Origin of the sequence: Arthrobacter sp. SLBN-83 (assembly GCF_006715285.1) — a bacterium.
Lineage (GTDB): Bacteria > Actinomycetota > Actinomycetes > Actinomycetales > Micrococcaceae > Arthrobacter.
In genome coordinates this window covers 2,755,622-2,781,861 of the sequence record NZ_VFMX01000001.1, presented here as the reverse complement: position 1 = coordinate 2,781,861, position 26,240 = coordinate 2,755,622, and the positions used below count along the sequence as shown (strand labels likewise).

The window sequence follows — 26,240 nt, the reverse complement described above, 5'->3', positions numbered from 1 at the left end:
GATGACTGACACTGTTTGGGCGCCGGACGGCGGCAGCCTGGTGGTGCACGCGGACAACGCGGAGTACCTCCCCACGCTGCCGGACGGCGCCTTCACACTGATTTACGTGGACCCGCCCTTCAACACCGGCCGGCCGCAGCAGCGCCAGGAAACCCGCATGGTGGTCAACGCTGAAGGCAGCGGGGACCGGGTGGGTTTCAAGGGCCGCTCCTACGACACCATCAAGGGCGCACTGCACCGCTACGATGACGCGTTCAGCGACTACTGGTCCTTCCTCGAGCCACGGCTTGTGGAAGCCTGGCGGCTCCTTGCCGACGACGGCACCCTGTACCTGCACCTGGACTACCGCGAAGTGCACTACGCCAAGGTCATGCTGGACGCCATCTTTGGCCGGGAATGCTTCCTGAACGAGATCATCTGGGCCTACGACTACGGCGCCCGCGCGAAAAACCGGTGGCCCACCAAGCACGACAACATCCTGGTGTACGTCAAGAACCCGGCCAAGTACCACTTCGACAGCGCCGAGGTGGACCGCGAGCCGTACATGGCGCCGGGCCTGGTGACCCCTGCGAAGCGGGAACTGGGCAAGCTGCCCACGGACGTCTGGTGGCACACCATCGTCTCGCCCACGGGCAAGGAAAAGACCGGCTACCCCACGCAGAAGCCGGAGGGCCTGGTCCGGCGCGTTGTCGCTGCCTCGTCCCGTCCCGGGGACTGGTGCCTGGACTTCTTCGCCGGCTCCGGCACCCTGGGTGCAGTGGCCGCAAAGCTGGGCCGGAAGTTCGTGTGCGTGGACCAGAACCAGCCGGCCATCGACATCATGGCCAAGCGGCTGGGTGCGCACGCCACCCTGGTAACCCGCCAGCCCAGCTAGGTTCCGGCCGGCCCTTCGCGGACGGCCTGCATTTTAGGGGCGGACGACGACGGCCCCCGTGCCGAGTTCCTCGATCCGCGCCAGCATGTCCGGTGCCGTGAGGTTCTCCCCGAGCAGGTTGGGCTTCCCGGTTCCGTGGTAGTCGGAGGAACCGGTGACCAGCAGGTCGTGCTTGGCCGCAAGCCTGCGGAGGAAGTCGCGGCCCTCCTCCGGGTTGTCCCGGTGGTCGATCTCCAGGCCCGCCAGGCCGGCGTCGATCATCTCCCGGTACGTACGCTCCCCCACGATCCGTCCCCGCGCAGAGGCCACGGGGTGGGCGAACACCGGCACGCCGCCGGCGGCACGGACAAGTTCGACGGCGGTGGCAGGGTCCGGAGCGTAGTGCGGAATGAAGTACCGCGAGCGGGAGGTGAGGATGGAGGCGAAGGCCTCCGAACGGTCCTCCACCACCCCTGCGGCAACGAGGGCATCCGCGATGTGCGGCCGGCCCAGGGTGGCGCCGGGCGCAACGTGGTGGATCACGTCGTCCCAAGTGAGTGGATAGTCTTCGGCCAGGATGGTCACCATCCGCTCGGCCCTGGTCTGGCGGGAATCCTTGGCCTTGGTGATCTCCTCCAGGAGACCGGGATCGGTGGGATCGTGCAGGTAGCTTAGGAGGTGGACGCTGATGCCCTCCTCCGTCCGGCAGGACACCTCCATCCCGGGTACCAGGGCCACGCCGTACGTTGCAGCGGCTGCGGAAGCCTCTGCCCAGCCTGCCGTTGAATCATGGTCGGTCAGTGCCACCACGTCCAGCCCCGCACGGGCAGCAGAGGCCATGACATCGGCAGGGGTCTCGGTGCCGTCGGAGACGTTGGAGTGGGCATGCAGGTCAATCCTCACTTATCCAGCGTAGTGGACCGGGGACAAGAGACCCGGGAGGCCTGTTCGCTTAGCCGCGAAGCTGGTGAGACGATGGTGCCGTGAACGATGCCGAAAACACCCAAAACTCTGCTTCCCAGCCGTTGGAGGAGCGCGTCAACAACCGCTCCCAGCGGCCCAGTTCCACCGCCTTCAAGGCCTTCATGGCCAGCAACTGGGCGCCGTTCAACCAGGAGCTTCCCCAGCTGGACGCAGTCGCCCCCTATGCCGCAAACCGGCGCAAGGCGATCTCCGCCCTGTTCAAAGGCGAACGCCTGGTCATCCCCGCGGGGCCGTTGAAGGTCCGGTCTAATGACTGCGACTACCGCTTCCGCCCGCACTCCGGCTTCGCGCACCTCACCGGGCTCGGCCTGGACCACGAGCCCGACGCGGTCCTGATTCTGGAACCGGCGGAAGAGGGAACAGGCGACGACGGCGGGAACCACCGCGCCACGCTCTACTTCCGGCCGCTGGCCGGCAGGGACTCGGAACAGTTCTATGCGGACTCCCGCTCGGGCGAGTTCTGGATCGGGGCCCGTCCCACCCTGGAAGAGTTCGAGGCCCGCCTGGGCCTGGCCACCGCACATATCGACCAGCTGGAGACAGCCATCACCAAGGACGTGGGCGCCCCCGAAATCGGCGGTATCTCCATCCGCCTGGTCCGTAAGGTCGACGAGAACATCGACGCGCTGGTGGACACTGCCCGCTACAACACCGCCAGGGACCCCGAGAACCTGGACCTGGGCGTCCTGGATGCCTTGGACGAAAAGCTCAGCGAGGCCCTCTCCGAACTGCGCCTGCTGAAGGACGAGTGGGAAATTGAGCAGATGAAGACCGCGGTGTCTGCCACCGTGGAGGGCTTCGAAGAGGTTGTTAAGGCGTTGCCGCGCGCCCTCACACATGCCCGCGGCGAACGCGTGGTTGAAGGAGCGTTCTTCGCCAGGGCCCGCGAGGTGGGTAACGAACTCGGCTACGACACCATCGCAGCGTCCGGCAACAACGCCACGGTGCTGCACTGGACCCGCAACACCGGCCGCATCCACGCCGGCGAACTCCTGCTCCTGGACGCCGGCGTCGAGGCCGATTCGCTCTACACCGCGGACATTACCCGGACGCTTCCGGCCAGCGGCACCTTCAGCGACATCCAGCGCAAGGTGTACCAGGCAGTCCTGGATGCAGCCGATGCCGGTTTCGCCGCTGCCCAGCCCGGGACCAAATTCCGCGACATCCACACCGCGGCCACCACCGTCCTGGCCGAGCGCCTGGCAGAGTGGGGAATCCTGCCCGTCTCCGTAGCGGAAGCGATCAGCCCTGAAGGCCAGCAGCACCGCCGCTGGATGCCGCACGGCACCAGCCACCACCTGGGACTGGACGTGCACGACTGCGCGCAGGCCAAGCGGGAACTCTATCTCGACGGCGTCCTCACCGAAGGCATGGTGTTCACCATCGAACCGGGCCTGTACTTCAAGAAGGAAGACCTGGCGATCCCGGAGGAGTACCGCGGCATCGGCGTCAGGATCGAGGACGACATCCTCATGACCAATGATGGCCCGGTCAACCTCAGTGCCGCCCTGCCCCGCAATGCGGAGGACGTGGAGGACTGGATGGCCGGGATCTACCGGACCGAAGAAGCCTGATTCAGGGCAGCGATTAACAAGGAGCGGGACCGCCGGATTCTTTCCGGCGGTCCCGCTCTTTATGCATCCTGATGCCAGGCTCTGAAAACCTCCCGGCTGCTACTGCCGGTGTTCGCCGTGGTGCTGGTCGCCCTCGGATCCGTAGTGTTCTTCCGCCCGATGGGCTCCACCGTGGTGGTCCTGCTGTTCCGCACCATGTTCCGGGCCATGTTCCGGGCCTTGCTGCCCGGCCTCCGCGGCGGGACCCTGCGGGAGCCGGACGCCGTACTGCGGGCGGCCGTCCGGCAGGTCCGGGTAGCGGACCGAACGCACGGGCTGCTGCTGGCCGCCGCCATACTGCTGGTTGCCCTGCTGCTCGCCGCCGTCGTGCGGATACGCGTGCCCGTCCTGGGCCGGTGCGCCGTGCTCCGATCCCTCGTGGGAAGGGCCGGCAGGACGCTGGCCGTACGGATCGTTCCAACCGGCCGGACGCGCGGGCCCCTGCTGCTGCGGATGCTGCTGCTGGTAAGGCTGGTTGTAGTAGTCGTTTTGCGTGTAGGGGCCGTGGCCGGAGGCAGCGTCGGAACGGGACATCGGCAGTTGCTGCAGCAGCCGCCGGGCCTCGTGGGCGGCTTCGAGGGCCACGATGACGTCGTAGTTCGTTGCCACCACCTGGCTGGTGGACGTGAAGTCGCGCTTGCCGCGCTGCATGGCGTAGGTGACGATGCCGAAGAGCATGAAGAAGGCGGCGCCCATCAGCACCGATGTCATGATCGAAAAGTATCCGGGGGAAGGGGCAAAGAAGGACAGCATGACCCCCACGAACAGACCGAACCACATGCCGCTCAGTGCCCCCGAAAGTGCCACCCGGGGGTAGCTCAGCCGCCCGGTCACCCGCTCCACCATCTTCAGCTCATTGCCGACAATGGAGACCATCTGGACCGGGAACTGCTGGTCCGCCAGGTAGTCCACGGCTTTTTGGGCGTCGAGGTAGGAGGTGTAGGAGCCAACGGTGTCACCGGTGGGAACAGCCCGGGCATCGTCCGGTCCGTTCGGGGCGCCGGCCCTGGGTGCACCAAATAAGTTCGACATAACCCCATTCTTGCCCATCAAGGTGGGTGCTGCCTGTAAATTCAGCTAAAAGAGAGCAGACTCGGTAGCCTGTAGTGGTGAGCACAACACCTACACGCGTCTTCGTGGCGCGCCTTCTGGGCCTCGATGTCTTCGACCCGCTGGGCGACCGGCTGGGCCGGTTGCGCGATGTTGTTGTGCTGTCCCGCGGCACCCAGGGTGCCCCGCACGTGGTGGGCATCGTGGTGGAAGTTCCGGGTAAGAAGCGCGTCTTCGTTCCCATGACCCGCATCACCTCAATCGACCAGACCCAGGTCATCTGCACCGGCCTGGTCAACCTGCGCCGGTTTGAACAGCGCGGGGCGGAAACCCTGGTGGTGGCCGAGATGTTCGACCGGCGCGTCACGCTCCGCGACGGCAGCGGCGACGCCACCATCGAAGACATCGCCATCGACCAGCACCGCTCCCGCGACTGGTTCGTCAGCAAGCTCTTCGTCCGGCGCGGGCACTCGCTGTCGCCCCTGAGCCGGCTGCGCCGCAACGAGACCCTGATCATCGACTGGGCGGACGCCCAGCAGGGCCAGAAGACCGAGCCGCAGGCCGCCACCCAGTTCGTGGCCAACCACGAGGACCTCAAACCCGCCGACTTCGCCGAGGCGCTCCAGGAGATGAGCGACAAGCGCCGCTTCGAGGTAGCCAGCGAACTGCAGGACGAACGCCTGGCCGATGTCCTCCAGGAGCTCCCGGAGGACGACCAGGTGGAGATCCTCTCCGCACTGGATGTCCAGCGCGCAGCCGACGTCCTGGAGGAGATGGACCCGGACGACGCCGCCGACCTCCTCGGCGAGCTCCCCTCCGCCCAGGCCGAGGAACTGCTCCAGCTGATGGAGCCCGAAGGCGCCGAGGACGTCCGCCGCCTGCTCGAATATGACGAGGACACGGCCGGCGGCCTGATGACCCCCGTGCCGGTGATCCTCCCCCCGGAAGCCACCGTCGCCGAAGCCCTGGCCCACGTCAGGCGCGAGGAGCTCTCCCCCGCCCTGGCGTCGTCGATCTTCATTGCCCGGCCGCCGCTGGAAACGCCTACCGGCCGCTTCCTGGGCGTGGTGCATATCCAGCAGCTGCTGCGTTTCCCGCCGTTCGAGGCACTGGGAAACCTGGTGGACAAGAACCTGGAGCCGTTGTCCGACCAGGCCCACATCAGCGAAGTGGCGCGGACCCTGGCCACGTATAACCTGAACTCCCTCCCGGTGATCAACGACGCCGGCCGGCTTGTGGGGGCGGTGACTGTTGATGACGTATTGGATCATTTGTTGCCGGACGACTGGCGCGCCCATGATGGCGAAGCCCCGATAAGAAAGCTCGGTGGCCGCATTGGCTGATATCAGTGCTCCGAAGAACCCCAACCAGCGGAACCTGGCCAAAGCGGAATCAAAAGGCAGCCTCGACACACCCCTGAGCGGCAGGCAACGGATCCTGCCCACGTTCCGTCCGGACCCTGATGCGTTCGGGCACGCCACCGAAGCCTTCGCACGGTTCATGGGTACGCCCCAGTTCCTGGTGTACATGACGGTGTTCTGTATCTTTTGGCTGGGCTGGAACACATGGGCGCCCACCGAATGGCAGTTCGACTCCCGGGACCTTGGTTTCACCCTGCTGACCCTGATGCTGTCGCTGCAGGCCTCCTACGCAGCGCCCCTGCTGCTGCTGGCGCAAAACCGGCAGGATGACCGTGACCGCGTCTCCCTGCAGCAGGACCGCCAGCGCGCCGAACGCAACCTGTCCGATACCGAGTACCTCACCCGGGAACTTGCCTCCCTTCGGATCGCCCTGCGCGAGGTAGCCACCCGCGACTACGTCCGGGCCGAACTGCGCTCCCTCCTCGAGGACCTGCTCGAAGCCCAGGAGGAGCTGCGCACCCACGAGGAGACCGGCCCGGGTTCGCACGAGTCACCGCGGGACAAGGTCAAAGACAAACTGCGTGAACAACGGGACCGGCAGCGCAGCCCGCGTACCCAGCAGATCCCCCGGGTCAAACCCGGCCACTCTGCCCAATGACCGCCTGCCCGTCCACTCTCCGGCGGCCCGCAACCGCATGAAAGCTGAGGCTCCTGCCATGAGCGCCCCCATCGATCCCGCAATAAGCGCCTCCCCGCTGCACCAGGCCGTCAACGACGCCCTCGCCACGGTCATCGACCCCGAACTGCGCCGCCCCATCGCCGAGCTGGGCATGGTGGATTCCGTCCAGGTGTCCGACGACGGCAGAGTCACCGTGGCGGTCCTGCTCACCATCGCAGGCTGCCCACTTCGGGACACCATTACCGCCGATTCCCAAAGGGCCCTTTCCGCCGTCCCCGGCGTCACCGCCGTCGACGTCGAACTGAAGGTGATGGACCAGGCGCAGCGCGACGCCCTCAAGGAGAAGTTGCGCGGCACGGGCGGGCAGCGCAGCATCCCGTTCAATGACCCCGGCTCGCTCACCAAGGTCTATGCCGTGGCCAGCGGCAAAGGCGGGGTGGGCAAGTCCTCCGTCACGGTCAACCTGGCCAGCGCCCTGGCCGCCCAAGGCCTCCGGGTGGGCATCGTGGACGCAGACGTGTACGGCTTTTCTGTCCCTGCGCTGATGGGTATCACGCAAAAACCCACCCAGGTGGACGACATGATCCTTCCCCCGGTTGCGTATGGGGTGAAGGTGATCTCCATCGGCATGTTCGTCAGCGGCAACAAGCCGGTCGCCTGGCGCGGACCCATGCTGCACCGCGCCCTGGAACAGTTCCTCACCGACGTCTACTTCGGCGATCTCGATGCCCTGTTCCTGGACCTTCCGCCGGGCACGGGTGACATTGCCATTTCCGTGGCCCAACTGCTGCCCAAGGCCGAAATCCTGGTGGTCACCACACCCCAGGCGGCAGCGGCGGATGTCGCGGAACGGGCCGGCGCGATTGCCACCCAGACCGGCCAGAAAATCGCGGGCGTCATCGAGAACATGTCCTATCTGGAGATGCCCGACGGCGGCCGGATGGAACTGTTTGGAAGCGGCGGCGGGGCAGTCCTCACCGAACGCCTCAGCGCCACGGTAGGGGCGGACGTTCCGTTGCTGGGCCAGATTCCGCTGGACATCCAGTTGCGGGAAGGCGGGGACTCGGGGGTGCCGATCGTCCTGGGCAAGCCGGATTCGGCGGGAGCGGCGGCGCTGTTGGCCATTGCAGGGCAGTTGGCGGCAAAACCCCGCGGCCTGGCCGGTATGAAGCTGGGGCTGCAGCCCCGCTGAGCGGTAAGCCCCGCTGAGGAGGCAGGCCCTAGGTGGCTTCGGTGTCGAACGGGGCAACCTCGCCCGGGGCCAGCCTCTCCACTACCCTTTCGGGCCGCGCAGGAGCTGACTCGGCTGCTGCCGCTGCGCCGGAAACTGCAGCCACGGCGGCGGGGGCGCCCGCACTCACTGGCTTGGTGTCGTCGTCGAGCAGTGCTTCCTTGATGATGCGTCGGGGATCGTACTGGCGCGGATCGTATTTCTTCCAGTCGACATCGTCGATGTCGATGCCCACTTCTTCCTTGATCTGCTCGCGCGCGCCGTTGGCCATGCGGCGGACTTCCTTGACCAGGTTCGCCAGCTTCTGGGTATATTCAGGCAGCCGCTGGGGGCCGATCACCAGCACGCCAATGATCAGCAGAAGAATGAACTCCGGGCCGTTGATTCCAAACACTTTAGGAAGATTACCCTTTCCGGGCTGCGAGTGACGATTCCCGTCCCGCGGACGGAGCAACAGTTCGCGTCACTGGGTAAACAGCGCCGCGATCTTGCCAAACCCGCGCTCCAGCCGTGCCTCCAGCGGCTCGGCCGCCTGCCCCTCGGAGCTGTCCGGAACGGCAGCCGCCACCCCTTCTGCGGCACTGTCCGCAAGCCGTTTGAGGATGGGCAGGGCCTGATTGGACTGCGCGGCGGGCAGGTCGGAGCGGTAGGTGATGGTGAGGCCTTCCGCGCGGTAGGTGGCGGCCCTTGGTGAGGTGGCCCAATCCTGCGCCGGACCCGCTTTCCCCCCGGCTCCGGCGGCTTCTGCCGGCGCACTTCCGGGAGCGGCAACGTTTGCTGCCGCCTGCGCGGGGACGGGATGCTGTTCCGTAACGGTGGCGTGATGCGCGCCGTCGGTAAGCCAGAGCTCCACCGCAGGCTGGCCGTCAACAACCAGCGCCTTGGCCGATTCCATGTGGAATCCCATGGCCTGTAGCTCCGGGCAGGCCCACCCTTCGGAGCGCAATGTTGCAAGCTGCGCCGCGGTCAACGTCCTGCCGTCCGCCGGTGTCTGCGAGGAGACATGCGAAAAGGCCGCCTCGGTGCCCACCGTCCCGCCGGCCGAGGGATCTCCTGCCGCCGTAAATGCCCCTACGGCCAGTACCCCGGCAGCCGCCACTGTTCCGCCCGCAGTCAGTGCGAGGGCCCGGGCGGCCAGGCGGGAAGTGCTGCTGTGGTCCACGGACGCTGCCGGCTGTGCGGCCAGTTCCGAGGTGCGCGCCAGCAGCCGAGCAGTCAGGTCATCGCTGGCGGGCGGTATGGGAGCGTCCCGAAGACGCTCCAGGTACTGGCGTTCCCGGCGAACGGTGGCAGCACACTCCTGGCAGGCCTCCAGGTGGCTGCCCGTGCGCTGATGCCTGCCACCGAAAGGAAACTGGGACCTCATGTGCCGTTCAGAGGATGCCGGCGATGCGCGGCATCTTGAGCTTGCGGCGGGACTGCTGCGGGCGCGGGTCGCGGTGGGCCAACTTCTCCCGGAGCATCGTCCTGCCCCGGTGGATCCGGGAGCGGACGGTACCCAACTTGACGCCCAGCGCCTCAGCGACTTCGTCGTAGGACAGCCCCTCGAGGTCGCACAGGACCACGGCGGCGCGGAAGTCCGGCGGAAGTTCCTCCAGCGCGGCCTGCACGTCAAGGTCGAGGTTGTTCAGTTCGAAGCTTTGCTCGGGGCCGGGCTCGCGGCCCGGCAGCCGGGACTCTGCATCCTCCGCCAAGGCATCGAACCGGATGCGGGTCTTCCGGCGCGCCTGGTCAAGGAACAAGTTGGTGGTGATGCGGTGGAGCCAGCCGTCGAGCGTTCCGGGCTTGAAGTTGTCCAGGGAACGGAAGACGCGGACGAACACCTCCTGGGTGAGGTCCTCGGCGTCGAACTTGTTGCCGGTCAGGCGGTAGGCCAGCCGGTAGACCTTCGCGGAGTGATTGGTGACCACTTCTTCCCAGGTGGGACGGACCCACTCATCGTCGGGATGGTTGACTGCAGGGACAGGTGCCACAACTGAAGATGACATCGTCCACTCCCCTCGTGGAATGCTAACGCCCGGATACTGTTGACATCTCTGATTCGGCGCCGGTCACCTTTTGGATGAGCGGATACCAATCATGTCAAACTTGGCTGGGAATTTCCTGACTGCAGGCAAACTTCAGCCTTGGGCGCAACGGGTGCTTCCCCGGCCTGCCCGGCCGGACACAGTAGGCTTGGGGAGACATTCCCCCTTACGCCCAGAAAGCGAAATCCATGAGCGCCGACAAGTCCAGCAGCTGGTCCTATGCAGAAGATCTGCCCGCTGAGGATGAGGTCATGCTTCGGGCCCGGGAACGGTCGTTTGAATTGGGCGTCAGCGCCATCAGCCCCGGGGTGGGCGCCGTCCTCACGGTGCTGGCTGCTGCCTCCAAGGCCCAGACAGCCGTGGAAATCGGCACGGGGGCCGGCGTCTCCGGCGTCTGCCTCCTGCGCGGCCTGAGCCCGCACGCGGTCCTGACCACCATCGACGTGGACGTAGAACACCTGAGGGCGGCCCGCGAAGCGTTTGCCGAGGCCGGCAGCCCGGCCAACCGTACGCGCACCATTTCCGGCCGCGCGGGCGATGTCCTGCCGCGGCTGACGGACGGGGCCTACGACCTGGTGTTCATCGACGCGGACAAGCCTGGCCTCCCGGGATATGTGGAACAGGCCATCCGGCTGCTCAAGCGTTCCGGGCTGCTGGTCATCAACGACGCCCTGGACAAGGACAAGGTGGCCAACCCCGCCGGCCGGGAGCCCAACACGGTGACCCTGCGTCAGGTGGGCAAGGCAATCCGCGACGACGACAGGCTGGCTTCGGCAATGCTTCCCACCGGGGACGGCCTGCTGGTGGCCGTCAAGAAATAGGTATCCCCCGAAGACGGACAGGGTCCGCAGCCCGCAGGCTGCGGACCCTGTCCGGCACGGTTATTCGGTAACGCCGACCAGGCATTCCTTGAGGTTGGCTGCTTCGGCAGCATTCAGTTCGACCACCAGGCGTCCGCCGCCTTCGAGCGGGACGCGCATGATCAGGCTGCGGCCCTCCTTGGTGACTTCCATTGGGCCGTCGCCGGTGCGTGGTTTCATCGCCGCCATGAGGAATTCCCCTCCATTTTGTCCCAGGACTGATCAGCCCGGGCGGGCTGTGTCCGCATGTCGATCAGGCCGCTATGGCGTCGGTGTTGGTTCCACCGCCAAGGCTGCGCGTTTTCTGAATGCTTTTGTCCTTGCTTACCTATCATTATCGCGGAATTACCCGCACGTAGCTAATCGATGGACATTTTCCTGGACGTGTTATTCCCGCCCTGACCTGCGCAGAAGCATCTTTTGCTAGGGCGGGTAATCCCCTCCGCCGGGCAGTGGCGCCCACGCCCACAGCCATACAATCCACACGACCTGGAGCAGCAGGAACATCACCACAACGGTTCCCCGGTACGCCCTTGACCGGGAAAGGAACACCGCTCCCAGGGCCAGCGGAAACAACGGCAGCAGCATCCTGAAAGTACTGGTCTGCGGGTGGAGGAAGGCCAACAGGTAACCCATGTAGCAGGCGCACCACAGCCTCAGTTCGACCCCGAGCCGCACCACCGGAGGAAGGAACAGCATCGCGGCGAACAGTGCCACGAACACCACGGGGGCAAGGATGCCCAGCATGGGGCCAAAAAGTTCGACGCCGGTGTCGAACCACGGTTTGAAAGGCACCAGGTCCTGGCCTCGCCACACCGTCTCCGTTTTGGTATAGGCCTGCGGGTCACCCGTGGCCGCCCACGCCACTGCGGGCCAGGCAAGGGCGGAGACGCCCGCGACGGCGGTAAGCCCGGTAAGTGCCGCGAGGTCCCGGCCGGAGTGGGTTGCGTCATCGCTGCCGCGCTGCGGGCCGGCGCGGAGGAACGCGACGGCGCGGAAGGCCAGGAGCAGCCCCACCGTGGCGGCAAAGGGGACGCCCACCGGCCGGGACAGGCACAGCAGGACCACCACGGGCATGGCCCACAGGTACTGCCGGCGCACTACCAGCAGCAGGGCCCACGCAAGCAGCAGGAGCGACAGGGGTTCGGCGTAGGGCACCTGGAGGACGGCGGAGACGGGGAAGGTCGAGAAGAACGCAACACCCCACATGGCGGTGGCCTGGCCGGCCCTCTGCCGGAACAGTTTGTACACCGCCAGCGCTGCGCCGAAACCGGCCAGCATGGCGATCAGCGTGAGTGATGCGGCGGGGTTGAGGCCGGTGAGGCGGCTGAGTCCGCCGGCCAGTGCCGGAAAGAGCGGGTAGAAGGCCCAGGTATTTTCCTGCACGTTGCCGGCGCTGTCCGTGGGAAGAACCGACGGGTAGCCGTTGGCGATGACCTGGCCGTACCAGCGCGCGTCCCAGATGTTGATGAAGTTCCAGTAGTCCGGCTTTGGCGGGAACCATGGGTTGGGGCCCTGATGGAGCGCCGCTGCCATGAAGATGCAGGCGGAAACCAGCCTCGCCGCCGCATACAGGGCCATCACCTGGAGCCAGGACGGCCAGCTGCGGAGGGCGGACGCCACGCGGTGGGCTGCATCGCCGGCGGACGCCAGCGGGTTGCGGCGGGCCACCGTACTCACAGGCCGCCCTTCCCCGGTGTTGCATCCTCATGGACCTGTCCGGAACCGCCATGGAAGCCAGCCTCTCCGGCGCTTCCTGTGCCCGGCTCTTCCCCTGCCTTATCACCGGAGGCGGATCCGGCGTCGGACTCCTGCTCCGCCGCATCCTCCGGGGCCTCCAGCCGGCCGCGCAGCCCAGCTATTTCCGCATCCTTTGCAGCCAGCTGGTCCCGGAGCTCGTCCAGGACCTGGTCCACCTGGTCCATCCGGTAGCCGCGCAGGCCCAGCGAGAAACGCAGCCGGGTCACGTCCTCCGGAACGGCGTGTTCGGGAAGGAGCACTGGCGGAAGGTTCGCGGGCGGCTCTTCGAATCCGCCGTCCAGGAGTGCAGGCAGCCCGGTGTTGCCGGTTTTGCGGGAACGCCGGCCCAGGCCGGCCCAAAGGACCGCCGCCACCAGCACGACGGCGAGGAAAACGAGGAAGAAGCTCACGGTTCCATCGTGCCAGACCACCGGCTGGAACCGTTGCGCCCGGCTACTCCGGGCGCTGCTCGCCGTTCATGGCCGGGGTCACCGCGACGTGCAGGACGCGGTCCACGGCTTCCGCAGGGTCGTCCACCAGCTGGATGAGGTCCAGATCCTTTTCGGAAACCATTCCCTCCGCCACCAGCGTGCCCCGAATCCAGTCGATCATCGGCCCCCAGAAGTCGACGCCGAGGAGCACGATGGGGAAGGACGTCACCTTCCGGGTCTGCACCAGGACCATTGCCTCGAACAGCTCGTCCAACGTCCCCAGGCCGCCGGGCAGCACGATGAAACCCTGGGCGTACTTGACGAACATGGTCTTGCGGGCGAAGAAGTACCGGAAGTTGATGCCCAGGTCCACCCACTGGTTCAGGCCCTGCTCGAACGGCAGCTCGATGCCCAGGCCCACTGACACCCCGTTGCCTTCCACCGTTCCCCGGTTGGCCGCCTCCATGGAGCCCGGGCCGCCGCCGGTGATCACGGCGACCCCGGCCTCGGCGAGCTTGCGGCCCACTTCCACACCCATCTCGTAGTAGATGCTGCCGGGTTTGGTGCGGGCTGAACCGAAGACGCTGACCGCTTTTCCAATGTCCGCAAGCGCCCCGAAGCCTTCCACGAACTCGCTCTGGATACGCAGCACGCGCCATGGATCGGTGTGGACGAACTGGCCGGGGCCCTTGGTATCGAGCAGATGCTGGTCCGACATTTCCACTGCCGCCTGCTTGCGGCGCAGCTCAAGGGGCCCCTTACGGCGCGGCTGGGAATTCTTGGCCGGATCTGCGTTGATGCTCATTCACCTAGGCTAACCTCCAACTGCAGGTATCTCTTGAATCACGATCAGCATGAAGTTGGGGTGATTGGCGTCATAACCCACCGTTGTTCGCTAGATTCTTTCCTATGACTACTCATGTGCCCGGCGATACTCTCGTCTCCCTGAACGCCGTTAATAAGCATTACGGCCAGCTGCACGTTCTGAAGGACATCAACCTGCAGGTCCGCAAGGGCGAGGTTGTTGTGGTCATCGGACCCTCCGGTTCCGGTAAGTCCACCCTCTGCCGGGCCATCAACCGCCTGGAGACCATCGAGGGCGGAACCATCAGCATCGACGGGAAAGTCCTCCCCGAGGAAGGCAAGGAACTCGCCCAGCTCCGCGCCGACGTCGGAATGGTTTTCCAGTCGTTCAACCTGTTTGCGCACAAAACCATCCTCGAAAACGTGACCCTGGGGCCCATCAAGGTCAAGGGCGTTTCCAAGGGGGCGGCTGAAAAGGACGCCATGGCGCTGCTGGAACGGGTGGGCGTGGGCCACCAGGCCCCCAAGCTCCCGGCCCAGCTCTCCGGCGGCCAGCAGCAGCGCGTCGCGATTGCCCGCGCCTTGGCAATGAAGCCGAAGGTCATGCTGTTCGACGAGCCCACCTCCGCCCTGGACCCTGAAATGATCAACGAGGTCCTGGATGTCATGGTCCAGCTCGCCAAGGAAGGCATGACCATGATCGTGGTCACGCACGAGATGGGCTTCGCCCGCAAGGCCGCTGACCGCGTGGTTTTCATGGCCGACGGCCAGATCGTTGAAGATGCCACCCCGGAGGAATTCTTCACCAACCCGAAGAGTGACCGCGCCAAGGACTTCCTGTCCAAGCTGCTCACCCACTGACTCAACCGAGCAAACACACTTCAGTTCGCATCCAGGCCGGATAACCCACGGCCATCAATGAAAGGAATGTCATGAAGACATTTATGTCCCGGCGGAAGTCTTTCGTCGTGGCGGCTACCGCTGCCCTTGCCCTGTCCCTCAGCGCCTGCGGCGGCGGCGACTCCGGCGGGTCCAGCAACCCCAGCCCGGTGGAGAAGCCCTCCTTCGCTGCCGGTACCACCATGGAGAAGCTGGCCTCCTCCGGCACCATCAAGATCGGCACCAAGTTCGACCAGCCGCTGTTCGGCCAGGTGGGCCTGGACGGCAAGCCCGTCGGTTTCGACGTTGAAATCGGCAAGCTGATCGCCGCCAAGCTGGGCATCCCCGCGGACAAGATCGAATGGTCGGAGACCGTTTCGGCCAACCGCGAGCCCTTCATCCAGCAGGGCAAGGTGGACCTGGTCATCGCTACCTACACCATCAGCGACAAGCGCAAGCAGGTTGTGGACTTCGCCGGCCCGTACTACGAAGCCGGCCAGGCACTCATGGTGAACAAGGACAACGACACCATCAAGAAGCCCGAGGACGTCAAGGGCAAGAAGGTCTGCTCCGTCACGGGTTCCACCCCGGCAGCCACCATCGTGGACAAGTACGGTGCGGAACTGGTTCCGGCCGCCACCTACTCCGCCTGCCTCGAGCCGCTGCGCAACAAGCAGGTTGAAGCCGTGACCACGGACAACGTGATCCTCGCCGGCTTCGTCGACAAGGAACCGGACGCCTTCAAGCTCGCTTCGGACGAGACCTTCACCAAGGAGCCTTACGGCATCGGCCTGAAGAAGGGCGACACCGAGTTCCGTAACTGGATCAACGACCAGCTGGAGTCCTTCGAAAAGGACGGCTCCTACAAGAAGGCTTGGGAAGCCACTGCAGGTTCGGTCATCAAGACCGCACCGAGCCTCCCTGCCATCGACCGCTACTAAACAGCGTCCACGCTGCCGGGGCTGCACAACGGCCCCGGCAGCACAGCTTTTAATCCGTCCACGCTTACAGCCGAAGGATCTTATGGACGTCATCATTGAAAACCTGCCCCTGTACTGGAGCGGTTTTCTTCGTACGCTTTTCCTCTCCGTCGTTTCCGGTATCTTCGCGTTGATCCTCGGCACCCTGCTGGCCGCGGCGCGCGTCTCCCCGGTTGCGGCGCTGCGCGGTTTCAGCACCGTCTACGTGGAGATTCTCCGCAACACCCCGCTGACCATCGCCTTCTTCTTCGCAGCGGTCGTGCTCCCCCGGCTTGGGGTCAAGTTTGAGCAGTTCGAAGTTGCCGCGATTATCGCCCTCAGCACCTACACCGCAGCGTTCATCGCCGAAGCTGTCCGCTCAGGTGTCAACAGCGTGCCCGTGGGCCAGGCCGAAGCCGCCCGCAGTATCGGCATGAAGTTCGGCCAGGTACTCACGCTCATCATCCTCCCCCAGGCCCTGCGGACGGTGATCCCGCCGCTGATCAACATCCTGATCGCCTTGGTCAAGAACTCCTCCGTGGCCGGCGCGTTCTTCGTCCTGGAACTGTTCGGCTACGGCCGGCAGCTGGCCAACGCCAACGGTGACGCCGTCATCACCGTCCTGTTGGGCACCGCGTTCTTTTATCTGCTCCTCACCGTTCCGCTGGGAATCCTCGCCAACACGGTGGAACGAAAGGTGGCGATTGCCCGATGAGCTCCGTCCTGTACGACGTTCCCGGCCCCAAGGCACGCCGGGTCTCCCTCATTGCCTCGATCATCGGCGGCCTGCTGATTCTCGGCCTGCTGGCCTGGATCATCATGACCCTCGGTCAGCAGGGCATCTTCGAGTCCCGGCGCTGGCAGATCTTTACCCGCGCCGACGTGTGGCGGCTGCTGGGCAACGGGCTCGGGGCCACGCTTGCCGCGGCGGCCATTGCTGCGGTGATCGCCTTCCCGCTGGGCCTGCTGCTGTGCCTGCTGCGCATCTCCGACGCAGCCGCCATCCGCATCCCCATGCGTATCATCCTGGAATTCCTGCGCGGCATGCCCGTGGTCCTGATGATGCTCTTCATCCTGCTGGGGTTCCGCACCTCCGCGTTTGTCGCCGTCATCGCCGGACTGGTGCTCTACAACGCCGCCGTCTTCGCGGAGATCATCCGCGCCGGCATCCAGTCCCTGCCCAAGGGACAACGCGAGGCGGCGCTGGCCATCGGCCTGACCAGCTACAAGTCCCGCATGCTGATCGAACTGCCGCAGGCCATCCGCCGCATGATGCCATCCCTGGTGGCGCAGATGGTGGTGCTCCTGAAGGACACTTCCCTGGGCTACATCGTGGCCTACGGTGAGCTGCTGCGCGCGGTGCAGGTCATGGCGGACTTCCTGGGTCCGCAGTACCTGTTCCCCGTGTTCTTCGTGGCTGCTGCCATCTACATCGCCATCAACATCTCGGTCTCACGGCTCGCCGTGTGGATTGAGCGCCGCGGCTCCAAGAAGGCCGCCGGCGGAACGGCCAAGGCGGAACCGGACGTCCTGGAAGCTGCGGCTCCCTAGTCCTCGCAGCTTTCCACAAAAGAGGGCCGGAACTCTCCCGCGGGAGTTCCGGCCCTCTACTGTTCAAGTCTTCCTCAGGCAGCGAGCCAGATCTGGAGCGCGGCAAGGCATTTGCGGATGGCGTCGGCGTGGACGTGCTCGTTGTCCTTGTGCGCCAGCAGCGCATCGCCGGGGCCGAAGTTCACCGCCGGGATGCCCAGTTCGCTGAAGCGCGCGACGTCGGTCCAGCCGTATTTGGGCTTGGGCTCAGCGCCCACGGCGGCAACGAAGGAGGCGGCGGCCGGGTGCTGCAACCCGGGCCGGGCCCCGGCGGCGGCATCTGTGCGCACCACGTCGAATCCTTCCAGCAGCTCCCTCACGTGGGCTTCCGCCTGGTCCGGCGTCTTGTCCGGGGCAAACCGATAGTTGATCTCCACCACGCACCGGTCCGGAATAACGTTGCCGGCGGTGCCGCCATTGATCTTCACCGCGTTGAGGCTTTCCCGGTAGTCGAGCCCATCGACGTTGATGGTCCGGGGTTCGTAGGCTGCCAGTCGGGCCAGGATGGGCGCTGCGGAGTGGATGGCATTGCTTCCCATCCAGGCGCGGGCCGAGTGCGCGGCTTCCCCCGCCGTGCTGGCCTCGAACCGGCTCGTCCCGTTGCAGCCGCCCTCCACGGTGCCGTCAGTCGGCTCCAGCAGGATCGCGAAGTCTCCCTGCAGCAGGTCTCCGTGGTTCCGGACCAGGCGCCCCAGGCCGCTCTTCACCGCTTCCACTTCCTCGTGGTCGTAGAACACAAAGGTGACGTCCCGCTTGGGCTGCGCGCCGCCGTCGAACAATCCTGCGGCCAAAGCCAACTGGACCGCCACGCCGCCCTTCATGTCCGTGGCACCGCGGCCATAAAGGATCCCCTGGCCCGGAACCCCGGACTCCCAGCTGGAGGGGACGGTGCCCTTGGAGCCTTCGGTGAGCGGCAACGGGACGGTGTCCAGGTGTCCGGCCAGGATCACCCGCTCGCTGCGGCCGAGTTCCGTGCGCGCGATGATCGCGTCGCCGTCGCGCACCACGCTGAGCTGCGGGATCTCCATCAAGGCTGCCTCGACGGCGTCCGCCAGCTGCGTTTCATTGCCGGACACACTGTTGATATCCATCAGGGCTGCGGTCAGCAACGCCACATCCTGGCGGAGGTCAAGGGTGGACACAGCAGGTTCAGGGGCGGTTTCAGCAGTCACGAAGCCAGTCTAGTTCGAACCGCCTGCCCGGCCCTCGATAGACTGGGGCACATGACTGAGACCGCTTCCTCCGCCGTGCCCGAAACCCTGACCTCAACCGCTGACGACCGTTCCGCCTATGGCTTTGGCGTGGCCACCATCGCCACTGCCGGCAGCGAGGCGACCGTCCTGGACGTCTGGTTCCCGGCACCGGCACTTGGTGTCGCGGCGGAAGACCTCCGCTCGGTGGAAAACGCCGACGAAGCCCTGACCCGCATCGCGGAAAACGGCGCCGACGAGGACCGCGGCACGGAGCAGAAGGTGGTCTTCGTCCAGATTAACCTGGATGAGGCCCCCGCTGACACCGCTGACGCCTACCTGCGCCTGCACCTGCTCTCACACCGCCTGGTCCAGCCCAACACCATCAACCTGGACGGCATCTTCGGCAAGCTCCCCAATGTCGTGTGGACCAACTTCGGGCCGGCCGCCGTCGAGGGCTTCGAACTGACCCGCGCAAAGCTGCGCCGCCGTGGTGCCGTCACCGTCTACGGCATCGACAAGTTCCCGCGCATGGTGGATTACGTGGTGCCCAGCGGCGTTCGGATTGCCGACGCCGACCGCGTCCGCCTTGGTGCGCACCTCGCGGCCGGCACCACCGTCATGCATGAAGGCTTCGTCAACTTCAACGCCGGCACGCTGGGTACTTCCATGGTGGAGGGCCGCATCTCCGCCGGCGTTGTCACCGGCGACGGCAGCGACGTTGGCGGCGGCGCTTCGATCATGGGCACCCTCTCCGGCGGCGGCAAGGAAAAGATCACCATCGGCGAGCGCGTCCTGCTGGGCGCCAACTCGGGGGTAGGCATCAGCATCGGTGACGATTCGGTGGTGGAGGCAGGACTGTACGTCACCGCCGGCACCCGCGTCCGCGTTCCGGGGCCCAAGGACGAAGTGGGCGAAGACACCACAAAGATCGTCAAGGCCGCCGAACTCTCCGGCGTCCCCAACCTGCTGTTCCGCCGCAACTCCACCACCGGAGCGGTGGAGGCCCTCCCCCGCAAGGGCCAGACCGTTGAACTGAACGACGCCCTGCACGCCAACTAGGTCCTTCATGGCACCTCTGTCTGTGGCGCGCAGGCGCGGCCTGCGCCGCCTGGCGGTGCTGCTCCTTACCCTCGCACTGATAGCCGGGGGCATCTACACGGCGGTGTACTTTGCGCAGCGTTCCGAGACCCTCGTTTCGGAACGCTGCACAGCCAAGTCCGGCGACCGGAGCGGGGAGCTGGCACCCGACCAGGCGGCCAATGCCGCTTTGATCACCGCCGCGGCTGTCCGGCGGGGCCTCCCCCCGCGTGCCGCCACCATCGCCCTGGCCACGGCCATGCAGGAGTCGAAGCTGCGCAACATCGGCCACGGCGACCAGGCCGGCCCCGATTCGCGCGGGCTCTTCCAGCAGCGGCCGTCCCAGGGCTGGGGCACCGAGGCGCAGATCATGGACCCTTACTACGCCGTCAATGCGTTCTATGACGCGCTGGTGAAGATTCCCGGCTACGAGACCCTGGACATCACCGATGCCGCCCAGCAGGTCCAGCGCTCCGCCTTTCCCAAGGCATACGCGCAGCATGAGGAAATGGGACGGGCATTCGCGTCGGGGCTCACCGGACAAACGCCGGCAGGAGTCCAGTGCACGCTGCGCTCCCCCACCGCGGGCGGGAATTCGGCGTCGGTGGCCACCGAACTGGACCAGGCCTATGGCGGCGTGGACAGCCGCGTGGACGGCGCCACCTTGTTGGTGGACTCGCAAGGGGCGCTCGCATGGTCGGTTGCCCAGTGGGCGGTCGCCAACGCCAAGGACCTGTCCGTCGTGCGGGTGGAAGTGGAGGGGCACACATGGCAGCGTGCCAGTGGCGACGGCTGGCAGGTGACAGGCTCCCCTGACGGCCAGGTGCGTATCACCGTACGGACGGCCGACGGCGGCAGCTGAGCGCCGCCGTCGGGCCTCCTGTGCGGGGGCTAGACCAGGATTTCCAGCACCGGCTGGACGTAGCTGCGGAACAGCTCAGGCTGGCTCATCAGCTCCTGGCTCATGATGATCTTGTCGGGTTCCAGGTACCAGGCCCGCTGTTCGTCCAATGGCAGCTCGATGATGGTCAGCTTGAAATCCCGCGAGTCGCGGCCCACTTCCATCAGCCTGTCGTCCACCATGTCCTGGAGCAGCTGGTCGGTCCCGGTGGCCACGCGTTCGGCTTCAAGCTCTGCATATTCGCTCCTGCGCTCCCTTGCCCAGGTGAGCGCGGACCCGAAGTGTGCCTGCAGTACGCGCTGCAGGGCCGGGGAGTTGCCGAAGGCTTCGAAGCTGGGCGGCGAGAGTTCCGGCGACGACTGCGGATAATTCTTGAGGAGCTGTTCCCACCAGGCCTCCCATTCGGTCTTCAGTGCGCTGAGGCCGCCCACGTCTGCGGTCAGGTGTTTGTGGTCGGCAGGGCGGATTTTGGGCGACGCATGGGACAGCATGGGGCGGCCCACGCCATTCAGGCCGGCCGCGTCCCGGACGTAGAGCGCAATCATCATCGGCCCTGACGTGTCCGTAGTGATCTGCCACCCTGAACCGCTTGCATGCTGCATCCGAAGTCCTTCCCTGGCCTGCTTCTGCGGGGCGCCATGACCGGTCCGGCGTGCCCGGCTATCAGTCTATTCCCGCAGCCATTTAGCGGTAGTACCTGCCGTCCGGCGGCCGCATCCGGCCGCTTAGCGGGCCAGCCCGTCCAGGTGCCGCTCCAGTACGTCGCGGCACATCTGCGCGGTCATCCATCCCGGCTGCAGCAAGGCATGCATGAGCAGACCGTCCAGGGTGGCCAGGAGCCGTTCGGCCTCCACCACCAGGTTCTCCTGCGGTTCGTCATCCGGAAGCAGGGAGGCCACCACGCCGCCCACTATGGCCGCGACTTCACGATGGCTGCGGTCGGCTTCGCCGGCAAGGAAAGGCCTGATCCGCGCGGCGTTCTTGAAGGCCAGCCAAGCGCAGGCATCCATGGCTGTCTCCTCGTCCAGGGGAAGCATGCCGCCCAGGAGGGTTAAAATAGCGGCCCGCTGCTCCGCGCTGCCCCCGGCCGCATCCTGCACCGGCGGCAGCAGCCCCTCCAGCCGGGAAACCACCCGGCCCACCACCGTGCCGAAGGAGAAGGCCAGCAGCTCCTCACTCCCCTGGAAGTAGTGCCGGACAGAACCAACCGCCAGCCCGGCTTCATCCGCCACTTCGCGCAGGGACGCCCGTTCCAGCCCGTCGACGGCAATGATGCGGAGAACCGCCTGGACAACATCCTGCCGCCTTGCGTCGGCGTCAACTATTTTGGGCACCATCCTTATTAGCACGGATGTGCTTCAACCACCGCACCGCTGCGCCCGGCATCCGGAACGCTGCCGCGCCGGGCGGTCTGCGTGGGATAGCGTTGAGGCATGAAAATCTTGGTTACAGGGGGCACCGGCTACATCGGTTCCCACACTGTTCTTTCCCTGCAGGAAGCCGGCCACGACGTGGTCGTCATCGACAACCTGGTCAACTCCAGCGAGGAATCGCTGCGGCGCGTGGCTGAGCTCAGCGGCAAGGCCGCCGAATTCCACCACGTGGACCTGGTCGACGAGGCCGCCGTCGAAAAGGTCTTTGCCGGCACCGCCATTGACGCCGTCATCCACTTTGCCGGGCTCAAGGCCGTTGGGGAGTCAGTGCAGGAGCCGCTGAAGTACTACTACAACAACCTGGTGGGCACCCTGAACCTGATCCGCGTCATGGACAGGCATGACGTCCGGTCCATCGTCTTCAGCTCCTCAGCCACCGTCTACGGCGAACACAACCCCATCCCTTACGTGGAAAAGATGGAGATTGGCGCCAACAACCCCTACGGGCGCACCAAGGAGCAGATCGAGGATATCCTCTCCGACCTTGGCGCGGCCGACTCCCGCTGGCACATAGCACTGCTGCGCTACTTCAACCCGGTGGGTGCACACCCTTCAGGCCGCATCGGCGAGGACCCCCAGGGCATCCCCAACAACCTGGTCCCGTTCATCGCCCAGGTGGCCGTGGGCCGGCGCGAGAAGCTCATGGTATTCGGCGGCGACTATGATACCCCCGACGGCACCTGCCTGCGCGACTACATCCACGTGGTGGACCTGGCCGAGGGGCACGTCGCGGCCCTGAACCACATCGCAGGGCGTACCGGCGTCTTCCGCTGGAACCTGGGCTCCGGCAAGGGCTCCTCCGTCCTGGAGGTCCTGCGCTCGTTCGAGAAGGCCGTGGGCAAGCCCATCCCCTACGAGATCACCGGCCGCCGTGCGGGAGACCTTCCGGCCTTCTGGGCCGACGCCACCTCCGCGCTGGCGGACCTGAGCTGGTCCACCACCAAGACCGTCGACCAGATGTGCGAGGACCACTGGCGCTGGCAGAAAAACAACCCGCAGGGCTACGCTTCGTAACCCTGTCCTTCCCGTCGATTGCTCCGTAACGGCCCTTTTGAGCCCCCAAAAGGGCCGTTACCCGGCAGTCGATGGTGCCTAAACGCGCAACGGCCGCCCACCTGTGAAAGGTGGGCGGCCGTCGTCGTAATTGCTGCTGCTGTCGCGGGGCGTCAGCGGGCGGGGTAGTCGCGCTCCGGCTCACCGATGTACAGCTGGCGCGGACGGCCGATCTTGGTGTTCGGATCGCTGATCATCTCGCGCCACTGGGCAATCCAGCCGGGAAGGCGGCCGATGGCGAACAGGACGGTGAACATCTTCTCGGGGAAGCCCATGGCCTTGTAGATCAGGCCGGTGTAGAAGTCCACGTTGGGGTAGAGCTTGCGCTGGATGAAGTAGTCATCGCTGAGCGCCTTCTCTTCCAAGCGCATGGCGATATCCAGCAGTTCGTCGTTGCCGCCGAGCTTGCTGAGGATCTCGTGGGCCGTGGCCTTGACGATCTTGGCGCGCGGATCGTAGTTCTTGTAGACGCGGTGCCCGAAGCCCATAAGGCGGACGCCGTCTTCCTTGTTCTTGACCTTTTCCATGTAGTCCTCGGGCTTGAGGCCCTCGGCCTGGATCTGGCGGAGCATCTTCAGCACGGCCTCGTTGGCGCCGCCGTGGGCGGGTCCAAAGAGGGCGTTGATGCCGGCGGAGACGGAGGCGAACAGGTTGGCGTTGGAGGAGCCCACCAGGCGCACGGTGGAGGTGGAGCAGTTCTGCTCGTGGTCCGCGTGCAGGATGAGGAGCAGGTCCAGCGCCTTGACGATCACCGGATCAAGCTCGTACTGCTCGGCAGGCAGGCCGAAGCTCAGGCGCAGGAAGTTCTCCACCAGGTTCATGGAGTTGTCCGGGTACAGCATGGGCTGGCCGATGGACTTCTTGTGCGCGTAGGCGGCGATGACCGGCAGCTTGGCCATCAGGCGGATGGTGGAAACCTCCACCTGCTCGGCGTTGAACGGGTCCAGCGAGTCCTGGTAGAAGGTGGACAGCGCGGACACGGCCGAGGAGAGCACCGGCATGGGGTGTGCATCGCGGGGGAAGCCGCCGAAGAAGCCCTTGAGCTCCTCGTGCAGCAGGGTGTGGCGGCGGATCTTCTGGTCGAACTCGTCCAGCTCAGTGGGCGTGGGCAGGTTGCCGTAGATCAGCAGGTAGGACACCTCCAGGAAGCTGGAGTGCTGCGCCAGCTGCTCGATGGGGTATCCGCGGTAGCGCAGGATGCCTGCATCGCCATCGATGTAGGTGATGGCGGACGTGGTTGCTGCGGTGTTCATGAAGCCGGGGTCGAAGGTAACGGCACCGGTCTGCTTCAGCAGCTTGGAGACGTCGTAACCTTCGTTCCCTTCAACAACCTGGATGCGCGGGAGCTTCAGCTCGCCACCTGCGTGCAGCAGGGTCGCAGCATTGTTGGTCTCAGTCATGGAGTCCCCTTCATGAGGCGTCTTTGGCCTCTGTCGAAAGCTTGATCCAACATCAGGTGAGCCGTGCACGAATCCTGAAGAGACAGGTTCCAACACCCGGGCTGCCTTCTTGTAGAAAGCCACCATTGATCAGTTAAAAAGTACCGCTCCTTGGCGGGTGTCACTAATCCGGGGCCCGCCAGTGCGGCCTGAAACACACCGGATGTGGGGCGAGTCACACGAATATTACGTGCCCTTAGGAGCTTGCTTCGGCCAGCCGGGCCACAGCTGCATCGATCCGCTCATCTGAGCCGGTCAGGGCGACACGGACATAGCCGTTGCCCGCATCCCCGTAAAAGACCCCTGGCCCCACAACGATGCCCCGCTCAGCCAAGCGGGCAACGGTGTCCCAGGTGGCCTCTCCTGCCGTCGACCAAAGGTACAGGCCGGCGTCGGAATCCTTGATTTCCAAGCCGAAGTCCAGCAGCGCAGGGAGCAGGCGTTCACGCCGACCCCGGTACAGGTCCTTCTGGGCCTCCACGTGCGCGTCGTCACCGAGGGCCACACGCATGGCTTCCTGGATGGGGTACGGCACGATCATGCCTGCGTGCTTGCGGCTGTTGACCAGGTTCGGCATCAGGTCCGGGTCACCGGCCACGAACGCTGCGCGGTAGCCGGCCAGGTTGGACTGCTTGCTGAGCGAGTACACGGCGAGCAGGCCCTGGTGCGAGCCGCCGGCCACGCGGGGATCGAGGATGCTGGGGACGCGCTGGCCGCCGCGCTGGACGTCCCAGTCGCCCCAGCCGAGCTCCGCGTAGCATTCGTCCGACGCCACCACGGCACCCAGTTCGCGGGCCTGGACCACCAGGGCCTTCAGGGACTCCACATCCCGGACGCTGCCCGTGGGGTTGCCCGGCGAGTTGACCCAGATGAGCCGGACCCGTGCGCGGGTGGCCTCGTCCAGCTCGTCCAGGTTGTCGGTGGCCACGGACGTAACCCCGGCAAGGGTCGCGCCGATATCGTACGTGGGGTAGGCCACCTTGGGACGTACGACGACGTCTCCGGGCTTGAGGCCCAGCAGCAGCGGCAGCCACGCAACGAGTTCCTTGGAGCCCACCGTAGGCATGATGTTCCGGGGATCAAGGCCGGACACGCCACGCCGCCGCTCGAACCAGACGGCGATGGCTTCCCGCAGCGCCGGAGTGCCATGGACCGTGGGATAGCCGGGTGCGTTGGCGGCGGCCTTCAGGGCATCCTGGACCAGCTGCGGCGTCGGATCCACCGGCGTCCCGATCGACAGGTTGACGGCTCCACCGGGATGCCCAGAGGCCTTGGCAACGTACGGCGCCATGGCCTCCCAGGGGTAGTCGGGCAGGTCCAGGCCAAACGAATTCACTGCTGCGGTCACGTTGTCCGTCCGCGTCAGTGGTCTTGGTTCTGCGGGGGCAGGGCAGCGATCATCGGGTGGTCCTTGCCAGTGTTGCCGATCTTGGCTGCACCGCCCGGAGAGCCGAGGTCATCGAAGAACTCAACGTTTGCCTTGTAGTAGTCGGCCCACTCCTCCGGGGTGTCGTCCTCGTAGTAGATGGCCTCAACCGGGCACACCGGTTCGCAGGCTCCACAGTCGACGCACTCATCCGGATGGATGTACAGCGAACGCTCACCTTCATAGATGCAGTCGACGGGGCATTCTTCAATACATGCCTTGTCCTTGACATCCACACACGGCTGCGCGATTACGTACGTCACGTCCCTGGCCTCTCCACGTTGGGGTTCCGGCGTCCCGCCGGCTCTTTCATCCGGCGGCACAGCCGGAGTCTGACATCTGAGCCTATTATCTCCCAGGCCGTTCCCGCGAACCTAGCCGGGCACCCTAGTATGAACTGGTGAGTCAGCCAGTACCTGCGCCAGCGCGTTTCCTTGCCTCAGCTGAGCCAGGCACCCGTGTGGTGGTGCGCTACCAAATCGAGGGTGGCCTCACGGACGCGTTGGGACATCTGCTGGCCTGTGACGCCGATTCCTGCACCGTGCGCACCCGGCAGGCCGACGTCGTGATTCCCCTTGACCGCGTGGTGGCGGCCAAGGAAGTCCCGCCCCCTCCTCCGCGCCGGCGACCTGCTGCCCAGTAAGGGCGAAGTCATTG

General features: G+C 65.8%; 29 protein-coding genes. 14 read left to right on the top strand and 15 right to left on the bottom strand.

Features of this window, described 5'->3' with window-relative positions:
• Position 1 precedes the first annotated feature (1 nt).
• The gene (locus tag FBY30_RS12970) at positions 2 to 874 is read left to right on the top strand and encodes a DNA-methyltransferase (protein ID WP_142133224.1); all 873 of its coding nucleotides are present in this window, start codon (positions 2 to 4) and stop codon (positions 872 to 874) included.
• 33 nt (positions 875 to 907) lie between these two features.
• Here the strand turns inward: FBY30_RS12970 and FBY30_RS12965 are convergent, their stop codons facing one another.
• On the bottom strand, positions 908 to 1,756 hold the full coding sequence (locus FBY30_RS12965) for a PHP domain-containing protein (protein WP_142133223.1): 849 nt from the start codon (positions 1,754 to 1,756) through the stop codon (positions 908 to 910).
• Between the two features lie 80 nt (positions 1,757 to 1,836).
• Here FBY30_RS12965 and FBY30_RS12960 point away from each other — a divergent pair, with 80 nt between their 5' ends.
• On the top strand, positions 1,837 to 3,411 hold the full coding sequence (locus tag FBY30_RS12960) for an aminopeptidase P family protein (protein WP_142133222.1): 1,575 nt from the start codon (positions 1,837 to 1,839) through the stop codon (positions 3,409 to 3,411).
• Positions 3,412 to 3,510: 99 nt separating this feature from the next.
• On the opposite strand, the gene FBY30_RS12955 is transcribed toward FBY30_RS12960, so the two are convergent.
• Positions 3,511 to 4,482 carry a general stress protein gene (locus FBY30_RS12955; protein ID WP_142133221.1) on the bottom strand — a complete coding sequence of 324 codons (972 nt, stop codon included), beginning with the start codon at positions 4,480 to 4,482 and terminating at the stop codon, positions 3,511 to 3,513.
• 77 nt (positions 4,483 to 4,559) lie between these two features.
• Here FBY30_RS12955 and FBY30_RS12950 point away from each other — a divergent pair, with 77 nt between their 5' ends.
• The 3 genes from FBY30_RS12950 to FBY30_RS12940 are packed head-to-tail and all read left to right on the top strand — an operon-like array spanning position 4,560 to position 7,732.
• The gene (locus FBY30_RS12950) at positions 4,560 to 5,843 is read left to right on the top strand and encodes a magnesium transporter MgtE N-terminal domain-containing protein (RefSeq protein WP_142133220.1); all 1,284 of its coding nucleotides are present in this window, start codon (positions 4,560 to 4,562) and stop codon (positions 5,841 to 5,843) included.
• Positions 5,827 to 6,519 carry a DUF1003 domain-containing protein gene (locus tag FBY30_RS12945; protein ID WP_142133219.1) on the top strand — a complete coding sequence of 231 codons (693 nt, stop codon included), beginning with the start codon at positions 5,827 to 5,829 and terminating at the stop codon, positions 6,517 to 6,519. Before FBY30_RS12950 ends, FBY30_RS12945 begins: the two co-directional genes overlap by 17 nt.
• Positions 6,520 to 6,577: 58 nt before the next feature.
• Positions 6,578 to 7,732 carry an Mrp/NBP35 family ATP-binding protein gene (locus FBY30_RS12940; RefSeq protein WP_142133218.1) on the top strand — a complete coding sequence of 385 codons (1,155 nt, stop codon included), beginning with the start codon at positions 6,578 to 6,580 and terminating at the stop codon, positions 7,730 to 7,732.
• A 28-nt stretch (positions 7,733 to 7,760) separates the two neighbouring features.
• Here FBY30_RS12940 and FBY30_RS12935 read toward each other — a convergent pair whose 3' ends face one another.
• The 3 genes from FBY30_RS12935 to sigE all read right to left on the bottom strand — a co-directional run bounded on the left by FBY30_RS12935 (position 7,761) and on the right by sigE (position 9,759).
• On the bottom strand, positions 7,761 to 8,165 hold the full coding sequence (locus FBY30_RS12935; protein ID WP_142133217.1) for a Sec-independent protein translocase TatB: 405 nt from the start codon (positions 8,163 to 8,165) through the stop codon (positions 7,761 to 7,763).
• A gap of 69 nt (positions 8,166 to 8,234) precedes the next feature.
• A complete protein-coding gene (locus FBY30_RS12930) occupies positions 8,235 to 9,137 on the bottom strand; it encodes an anti-sigma factor (protein ID WP_142133216.1) in 903 nt (300 codons plus the stop codon).
• 7 nt (positions 9,138 to 9,144) lie between these two features.
• The gene (gene sigE, locus FBY30_RS12925; protein WP_142133215.1) at positions 9,145 to 9,759 is read right to left on the bottom strand and encodes an RNA polymerase sigma factor SigE; all 615 of its coding nucleotides are present in this window, start codon (positions 9,757 to 9,759) and stop codon (positions 9,145 to 9,147) included.
• A 227-nt stretch (positions 9,760 to 9,986) separates the two neighbouring features.
• Here sigE and FBY30_RS12920 point away from each other — a divergent pair, with 227 nt between their 5' ends.
• A complete protein-coding gene (locus FBY30_RS12920) occupies positions 9,987 to 10,619 on the top strand; it encodes an O-methyltransferase (protein WP_142133214.1) in 633 nt (210 codons plus the stop codon).
• Positions 10,620 to 10,679: 60 nt separating this feature from the next.
• Here FBY30_RS12920 and FBY30_RS12915 read toward each other — a convergent pair whose 3' ends face one another.
• The 4 genes from FBY30_RS12915 to FBY30_RS12900 all read right to left on the bottom strand — a co-directional run bounded on the left by FBY30_RS12915 (position 10,680) and on the right by FBY30_RS12900 (position 13,634).
• Positions 10,680 to 10,847, bottom strand: coding sequence for a DUF3117 domain-containing protein (locus FBY30_RS12915; protein ID WP_009357720.1), 168 nt, complete (start codon positions 10,845 to 10,847; stop codon positions 10,680 to 10,682).
• Between the two features lie 234 nt (positions 10,848 to 11,081).
• Positions 11,082 to 12,338, bottom strand: a complete 1,257-nt coding sequence (locus FBY30_RS12910; protein ID WP_142133213.1) for a hypothetical protein — start codon at positions 12,336 to 12,338, stop codon at positions 11,082 to 11,084.
• Positions 12,335 to 12,808: a DivIVA domain-containing protein gene (locus tag FBY30_RS12905; protein ID WP_142133212.1), complete on the bottom strand. Its 474-nt coding sequence runs from the start codon at positions 12,806 to 12,808 to the stop codon at positions 12,335 to 12,337. Before FBY30_RS12905 ends, FBY30_RS12910 begins: the two co-directional genes overlap by 4 nt.
• Before the next feature lie 43 nt (positions 12,809 to 12,851).
• On the bottom strand, positions 12,852 to 13,634 hold the full coding sequence (locus tag FBY30_RS12900) for a TIGR00730 family Rossman fold protein (RefSeq protein WP_142133211.1): 783 nt from the start codon (positions 13,632 to 13,634) through the stop codon (positions 12,852 to 12,854).
• Positions 13,635 to 13,738: 104 nt separating this feature from the next.
• Here FBY30_RS12900 and FBY30_RS12895 point away from each other — a divergent pair, with 104 nt between their 5' ends.
• The 4 genes from FBY30_RS12895 (at position 13,739) to FBY30_RS12880 (ending at position 17,022) form a co-directional block, all read left to right on the top strand.
• A complete protein-coding gene (locus FBY30_RS12895; protein ID WP_142133210.1) occupies positions 13,739 to 14,494 on the top strand; it encodes an amino acid ABC transporter ATP-binding protein in 756 nt (251 codons plus the stop codon).
• Positions 14,495 to 14,565: 71 nt separating this feature from the next.
• Positions 14,566 to 15,453, top strand: a complete 888-nt coding sequence (locus FBY30_RS12890) for a glutamate ABC transporter substrate-binding protein (RefSeq protein ID WP_142133209.1) — start codon at positions 14,566 to 14,568, stop codon at positions 15,451 to 15,453.
• An 82-nt stretch (positions 15,454 to 15,535) separates the two neighbouring features.
• Entirely contained in the window at positions 15,536 to 16,186 is a 651-nt protein-coding gene (locus FBY30_RS12885; RefSeq protein WP_142133208.1) for an amino acid ABC transporter permease, read from the top strand.
• Entirely contained in the window at positions 16,183 to 17,022 is an 840-nt protein-coding gene (locus FBY30_RS12880; protein WP_142133207.1) for an amino acid ABC transporter permease, read from the top strand. Before FBY30_RS12885 ends, FBY30_RS12880 begins: the two co-directional genes overlap by 4 nt.
• Positions 17,023 to 17,096: 74 nt before the next feature.
• Here FBY30_RS12880 and dapE read toward each other — a convergent pair whose 3' ends face one another.
• Complete coding sequence (dapE, locus tag FBY30_RS12875; RefSeq protein ID WP_142133206.1) at positions 17,097 to 18,233, bottom strand: succinyl-diaminopimelate desuccinylase; 1,137 nt, start codon at positions 18,231 to 18,233, stop codon at positions 17,097 to 17,099.
• Between the two features lie 51 nt (positions 18,234 to 18,284).
• Between dapE and dapD the strand changes: the two genes are divergently transcribed.
• The gene (gene dapD / locus FBY30_RS12870) at positions 18,285 to 19,313 is read left to right on the top strand and encodes a 2,3,4,5-tetrahydropyridine-2,6-dicarboxylate N-succinyltransferase (RefSeq protein ID WP_142133205.1); all 1,029 of its coding nucleotides are present in this window, start codon (positions 18,285 to 18,287) and stop codon (positions 19,311 to 19,313) included.
• 22 nt (positions 19,314 to 19,335) lie between these two features.
• The gene (locus tag FBY30_RS12865) at positions 19,336 to 20,193 is read left to right on the top strand and encodes a hypothetical protein (RefSeq protein ID WP_200830767.1); all 858 of its coding nucleotides are present in this window, start codon (positions 19,336 to 19,338) and stop codon (positions 20,191 to 20,193) included.
• Positions 20,194 to 20,222: 29 nt separating this feature from the next.
• On the opposite strand, the gene FBY30_RS12860 is transcribed toward FBY30_RS12865, so the two are convergent.
• Positions 20,223 to 20,834 (bottom strand): hypothetical protein, encoded by a 612-nt coding sequence (locus tag FBY30_RS12860; RefSeq protein WP_142133203.1) that lies wholly within the window; start codon positions 20,832 to 20,834, stop codon positions 20,223 to 20,225.
• Positions 20,835 to 20,957: 123 nt separating this feature from the next.
• The gene (locus FBY30_RS12855; protein WP_200830685.1) at positions 20,958 to 21,566 is read right to left on the bottom strand and encodes a TetR/AcrR family transcriptional regulator; all 609 of its coding nucleotides are present in this window, start codon (positions 21,564 to 21,566) and stop codon (positions 20,958 to 20,960) included.
• Positions 21,567 to 21,665: 99 nt separating this feature from the next.
• On the opposite strand from FBY30_RS12855, the gene galE reads away from it, so the two are divergent.
• A complete protein-coding gene (gene galE, locus FBY30_RS12850; protein ID WP_142133201.1) occupies positions 21,666 to 22,679 on the top strand; it encodes a UDP-glucose 4-epimerase GalE in 1,014 nt (337 codons plus the stop codon).
• A gap of 152 nt (positions 22,680 to 22,831) precedes the next feature.
• Here the strand turns inward: galE and FBY30_RS12845 are convergent, their stop codons facing one another.
• The 3 genes from FBY30_RS12845 to fdxA form a co-directional block, all read right to left on the bottom strand.
• Positions 22,832 to 24,118 carry a citrate synthase gene (locus tag FBY30_RS12845; RefSeq protein WP_056334606.1) on the bottom strand — a complete coding sequence of 429 codons (1,287 nt, stop codon included), beginning with the start codon at positions 24,116 to 24,118 and terminating at the stop codon, positions 22,832 to 22,834.
• Between the two features lie 235 nt (positions 24,119 to 24,353).
• A complete protein-coding gene (gene dapC / locus FBY30_RS12840; RefSeq protein ID WP_142133200.1) occupies positions 24,354 to 25,505 on the bottom strand; it encodes a succinyldiaminopimelate transaminase in 1,152 nt (383 codons plus the stop codon).
• Positions 25,506 to 25,519: 14 nt separating this feature from the next.
• Positions 25,520 to 25,846 (bottom strand): ferredoxin, encoded by a 327-nt coding sequence (gene fdxA / locus FBY30_RS12835; RefSeq protein ID WP_013601705.1) that lies wholly within the window; start codon positions 25,844 to 25,846, stop codon positions 25,520 to 25,522.
• Between the two features lie 137 nt (positions 25,847 to 25,983).
• Here fdxA and FBY30_RS12830 point away from each other — a divergent pair, with 137 nt between their 5' ends.
• A complete protein-coding gene (locus FBY30_RS12830; protein WP_142133199.1) occupies positions 25,984 to 26,226 on the top strand; it encodes a putative acetyltransferase in 243 nt (80 codons plus the stop codon).
• The last annotated feature ends 14 nt before the right edge of the window (positions 26,227 to 26,240 follow it).

Excerpts from the sequence above, each read along its gene's own strand:
- sigE (WP_142133215.1), bottom strand. The coding sequence starts at position 9,759 with ATGTCATCTTCAGTTGTGGCACCTGTCCCTGCAGTCAACCATCCCGAC.
- FBY30_RS12955 (WP_142133221.1), bottom strand. The coding sequence starts at position 4,482 with ATGTCGAACTTATTTGGTGCACCCAGGGCCGGCGCCCCGAACGGACCG.
- FBY30_RS12890 (WP_142133209.1), top strand. The coding sequence starts at position 14,566 with ATGAAGACATTTATGTCCCGGCGGAAGTCTTTCGTCGTGGCGGCTACC.
- FBY30_RS12930 (WP_142133216.1), bottom strand. The coding sequence starts at position 9,137 with ATGAGGTCCCAGTTTCCTTTCGGTGGCAGGCATCAGCGCACGGGCAGC.
- FBY30_RS12915 (WP_009357720.1), bottom strand. The coding sequence starts at position 10,847 with ATGGCGGCGATGAAACCACGCACCGGCGACGGCCCAATGGAAGTCACC.
- FBY30_RS12940 (WP_142133218.1), top strand. The coding sequence starts at position 6,578 with ATGAGCGCCCCCATCGATCCCGCAATAAGCGCCTCCCCGCTGCACCAG.
- galE (WP_142133201.1), top strand. The coding sequence starts at position 21,666 with ATGAAAATCTTGGTTACAGGGGGCACCGGCTACATCGGTTCCCACACT.
- FBY30_RS12895 (WP_142133210.1), top strand. The coding sequence starts at position 13,739 with ATGACTACTCATGTGCCCGGCGATACTCTCGTCTCCCTGAACGCCGTT.
- FBY30_RS12845 (WP_056334606.1), bottom strand. The coding sequence starts at position 24,118 with ATGACTGAGACCAACAATGCTGCGACCCTGCTGCACGCAGGTGGCGAG.
- FBY30_RS12900 (WP_142133211.1), bottom strand. The coding sequence starts at position 13,634 with ATGAGCATCAACGCAGATCCGGCCAAGAATTCCCAGCCGCGCCGTAAG.
- FBY30_RS12880 (WP_142133207.1), top strand. The coding sequence starts at position 16,183 with ATGAGCTCCGTCCTGTACGACGTTCCCGGCCCCAAGGCACGCCGGGTC.
- dapD (WP_142133205.1), top strand. The coding sequence starts at position 18,285 with ATGACTGAGACCGCTTCCTCCGCCGTGCCCGAAACCCTGACCTCAACC.
- FBY30_RS12885 (WP_142133208.1), top strand. The coding sequence starts at position 15,536 with ATGGACGTCATCATTGAAAACCTGCCCCTGTACTGGAGCGGTTTTCTT.
- FBY30_RS12920 (WP_142133214.1), top strand. The coding sequence starts at position 9,987 with ATGAGCGCCGACAAGTCCAGCAGCTGGTCCTATGCAGAAGATCTGCCC.
- FBY30_RS12970 (WP_142133224.1), top strand. The coding sequence starts at position 2 with ATGACTGACACTGTTTGGGCGCCGGACGGCGGCAGCCTGGTGGTGCAC.
- FBY30_RS12860 (WP_142133203.1), bottom strand. The coding sequence starts at position 20,834 with ATGCAGCATGCAAGCGGTTCAGGGTGGCAGATCACTACGGACACGTCA.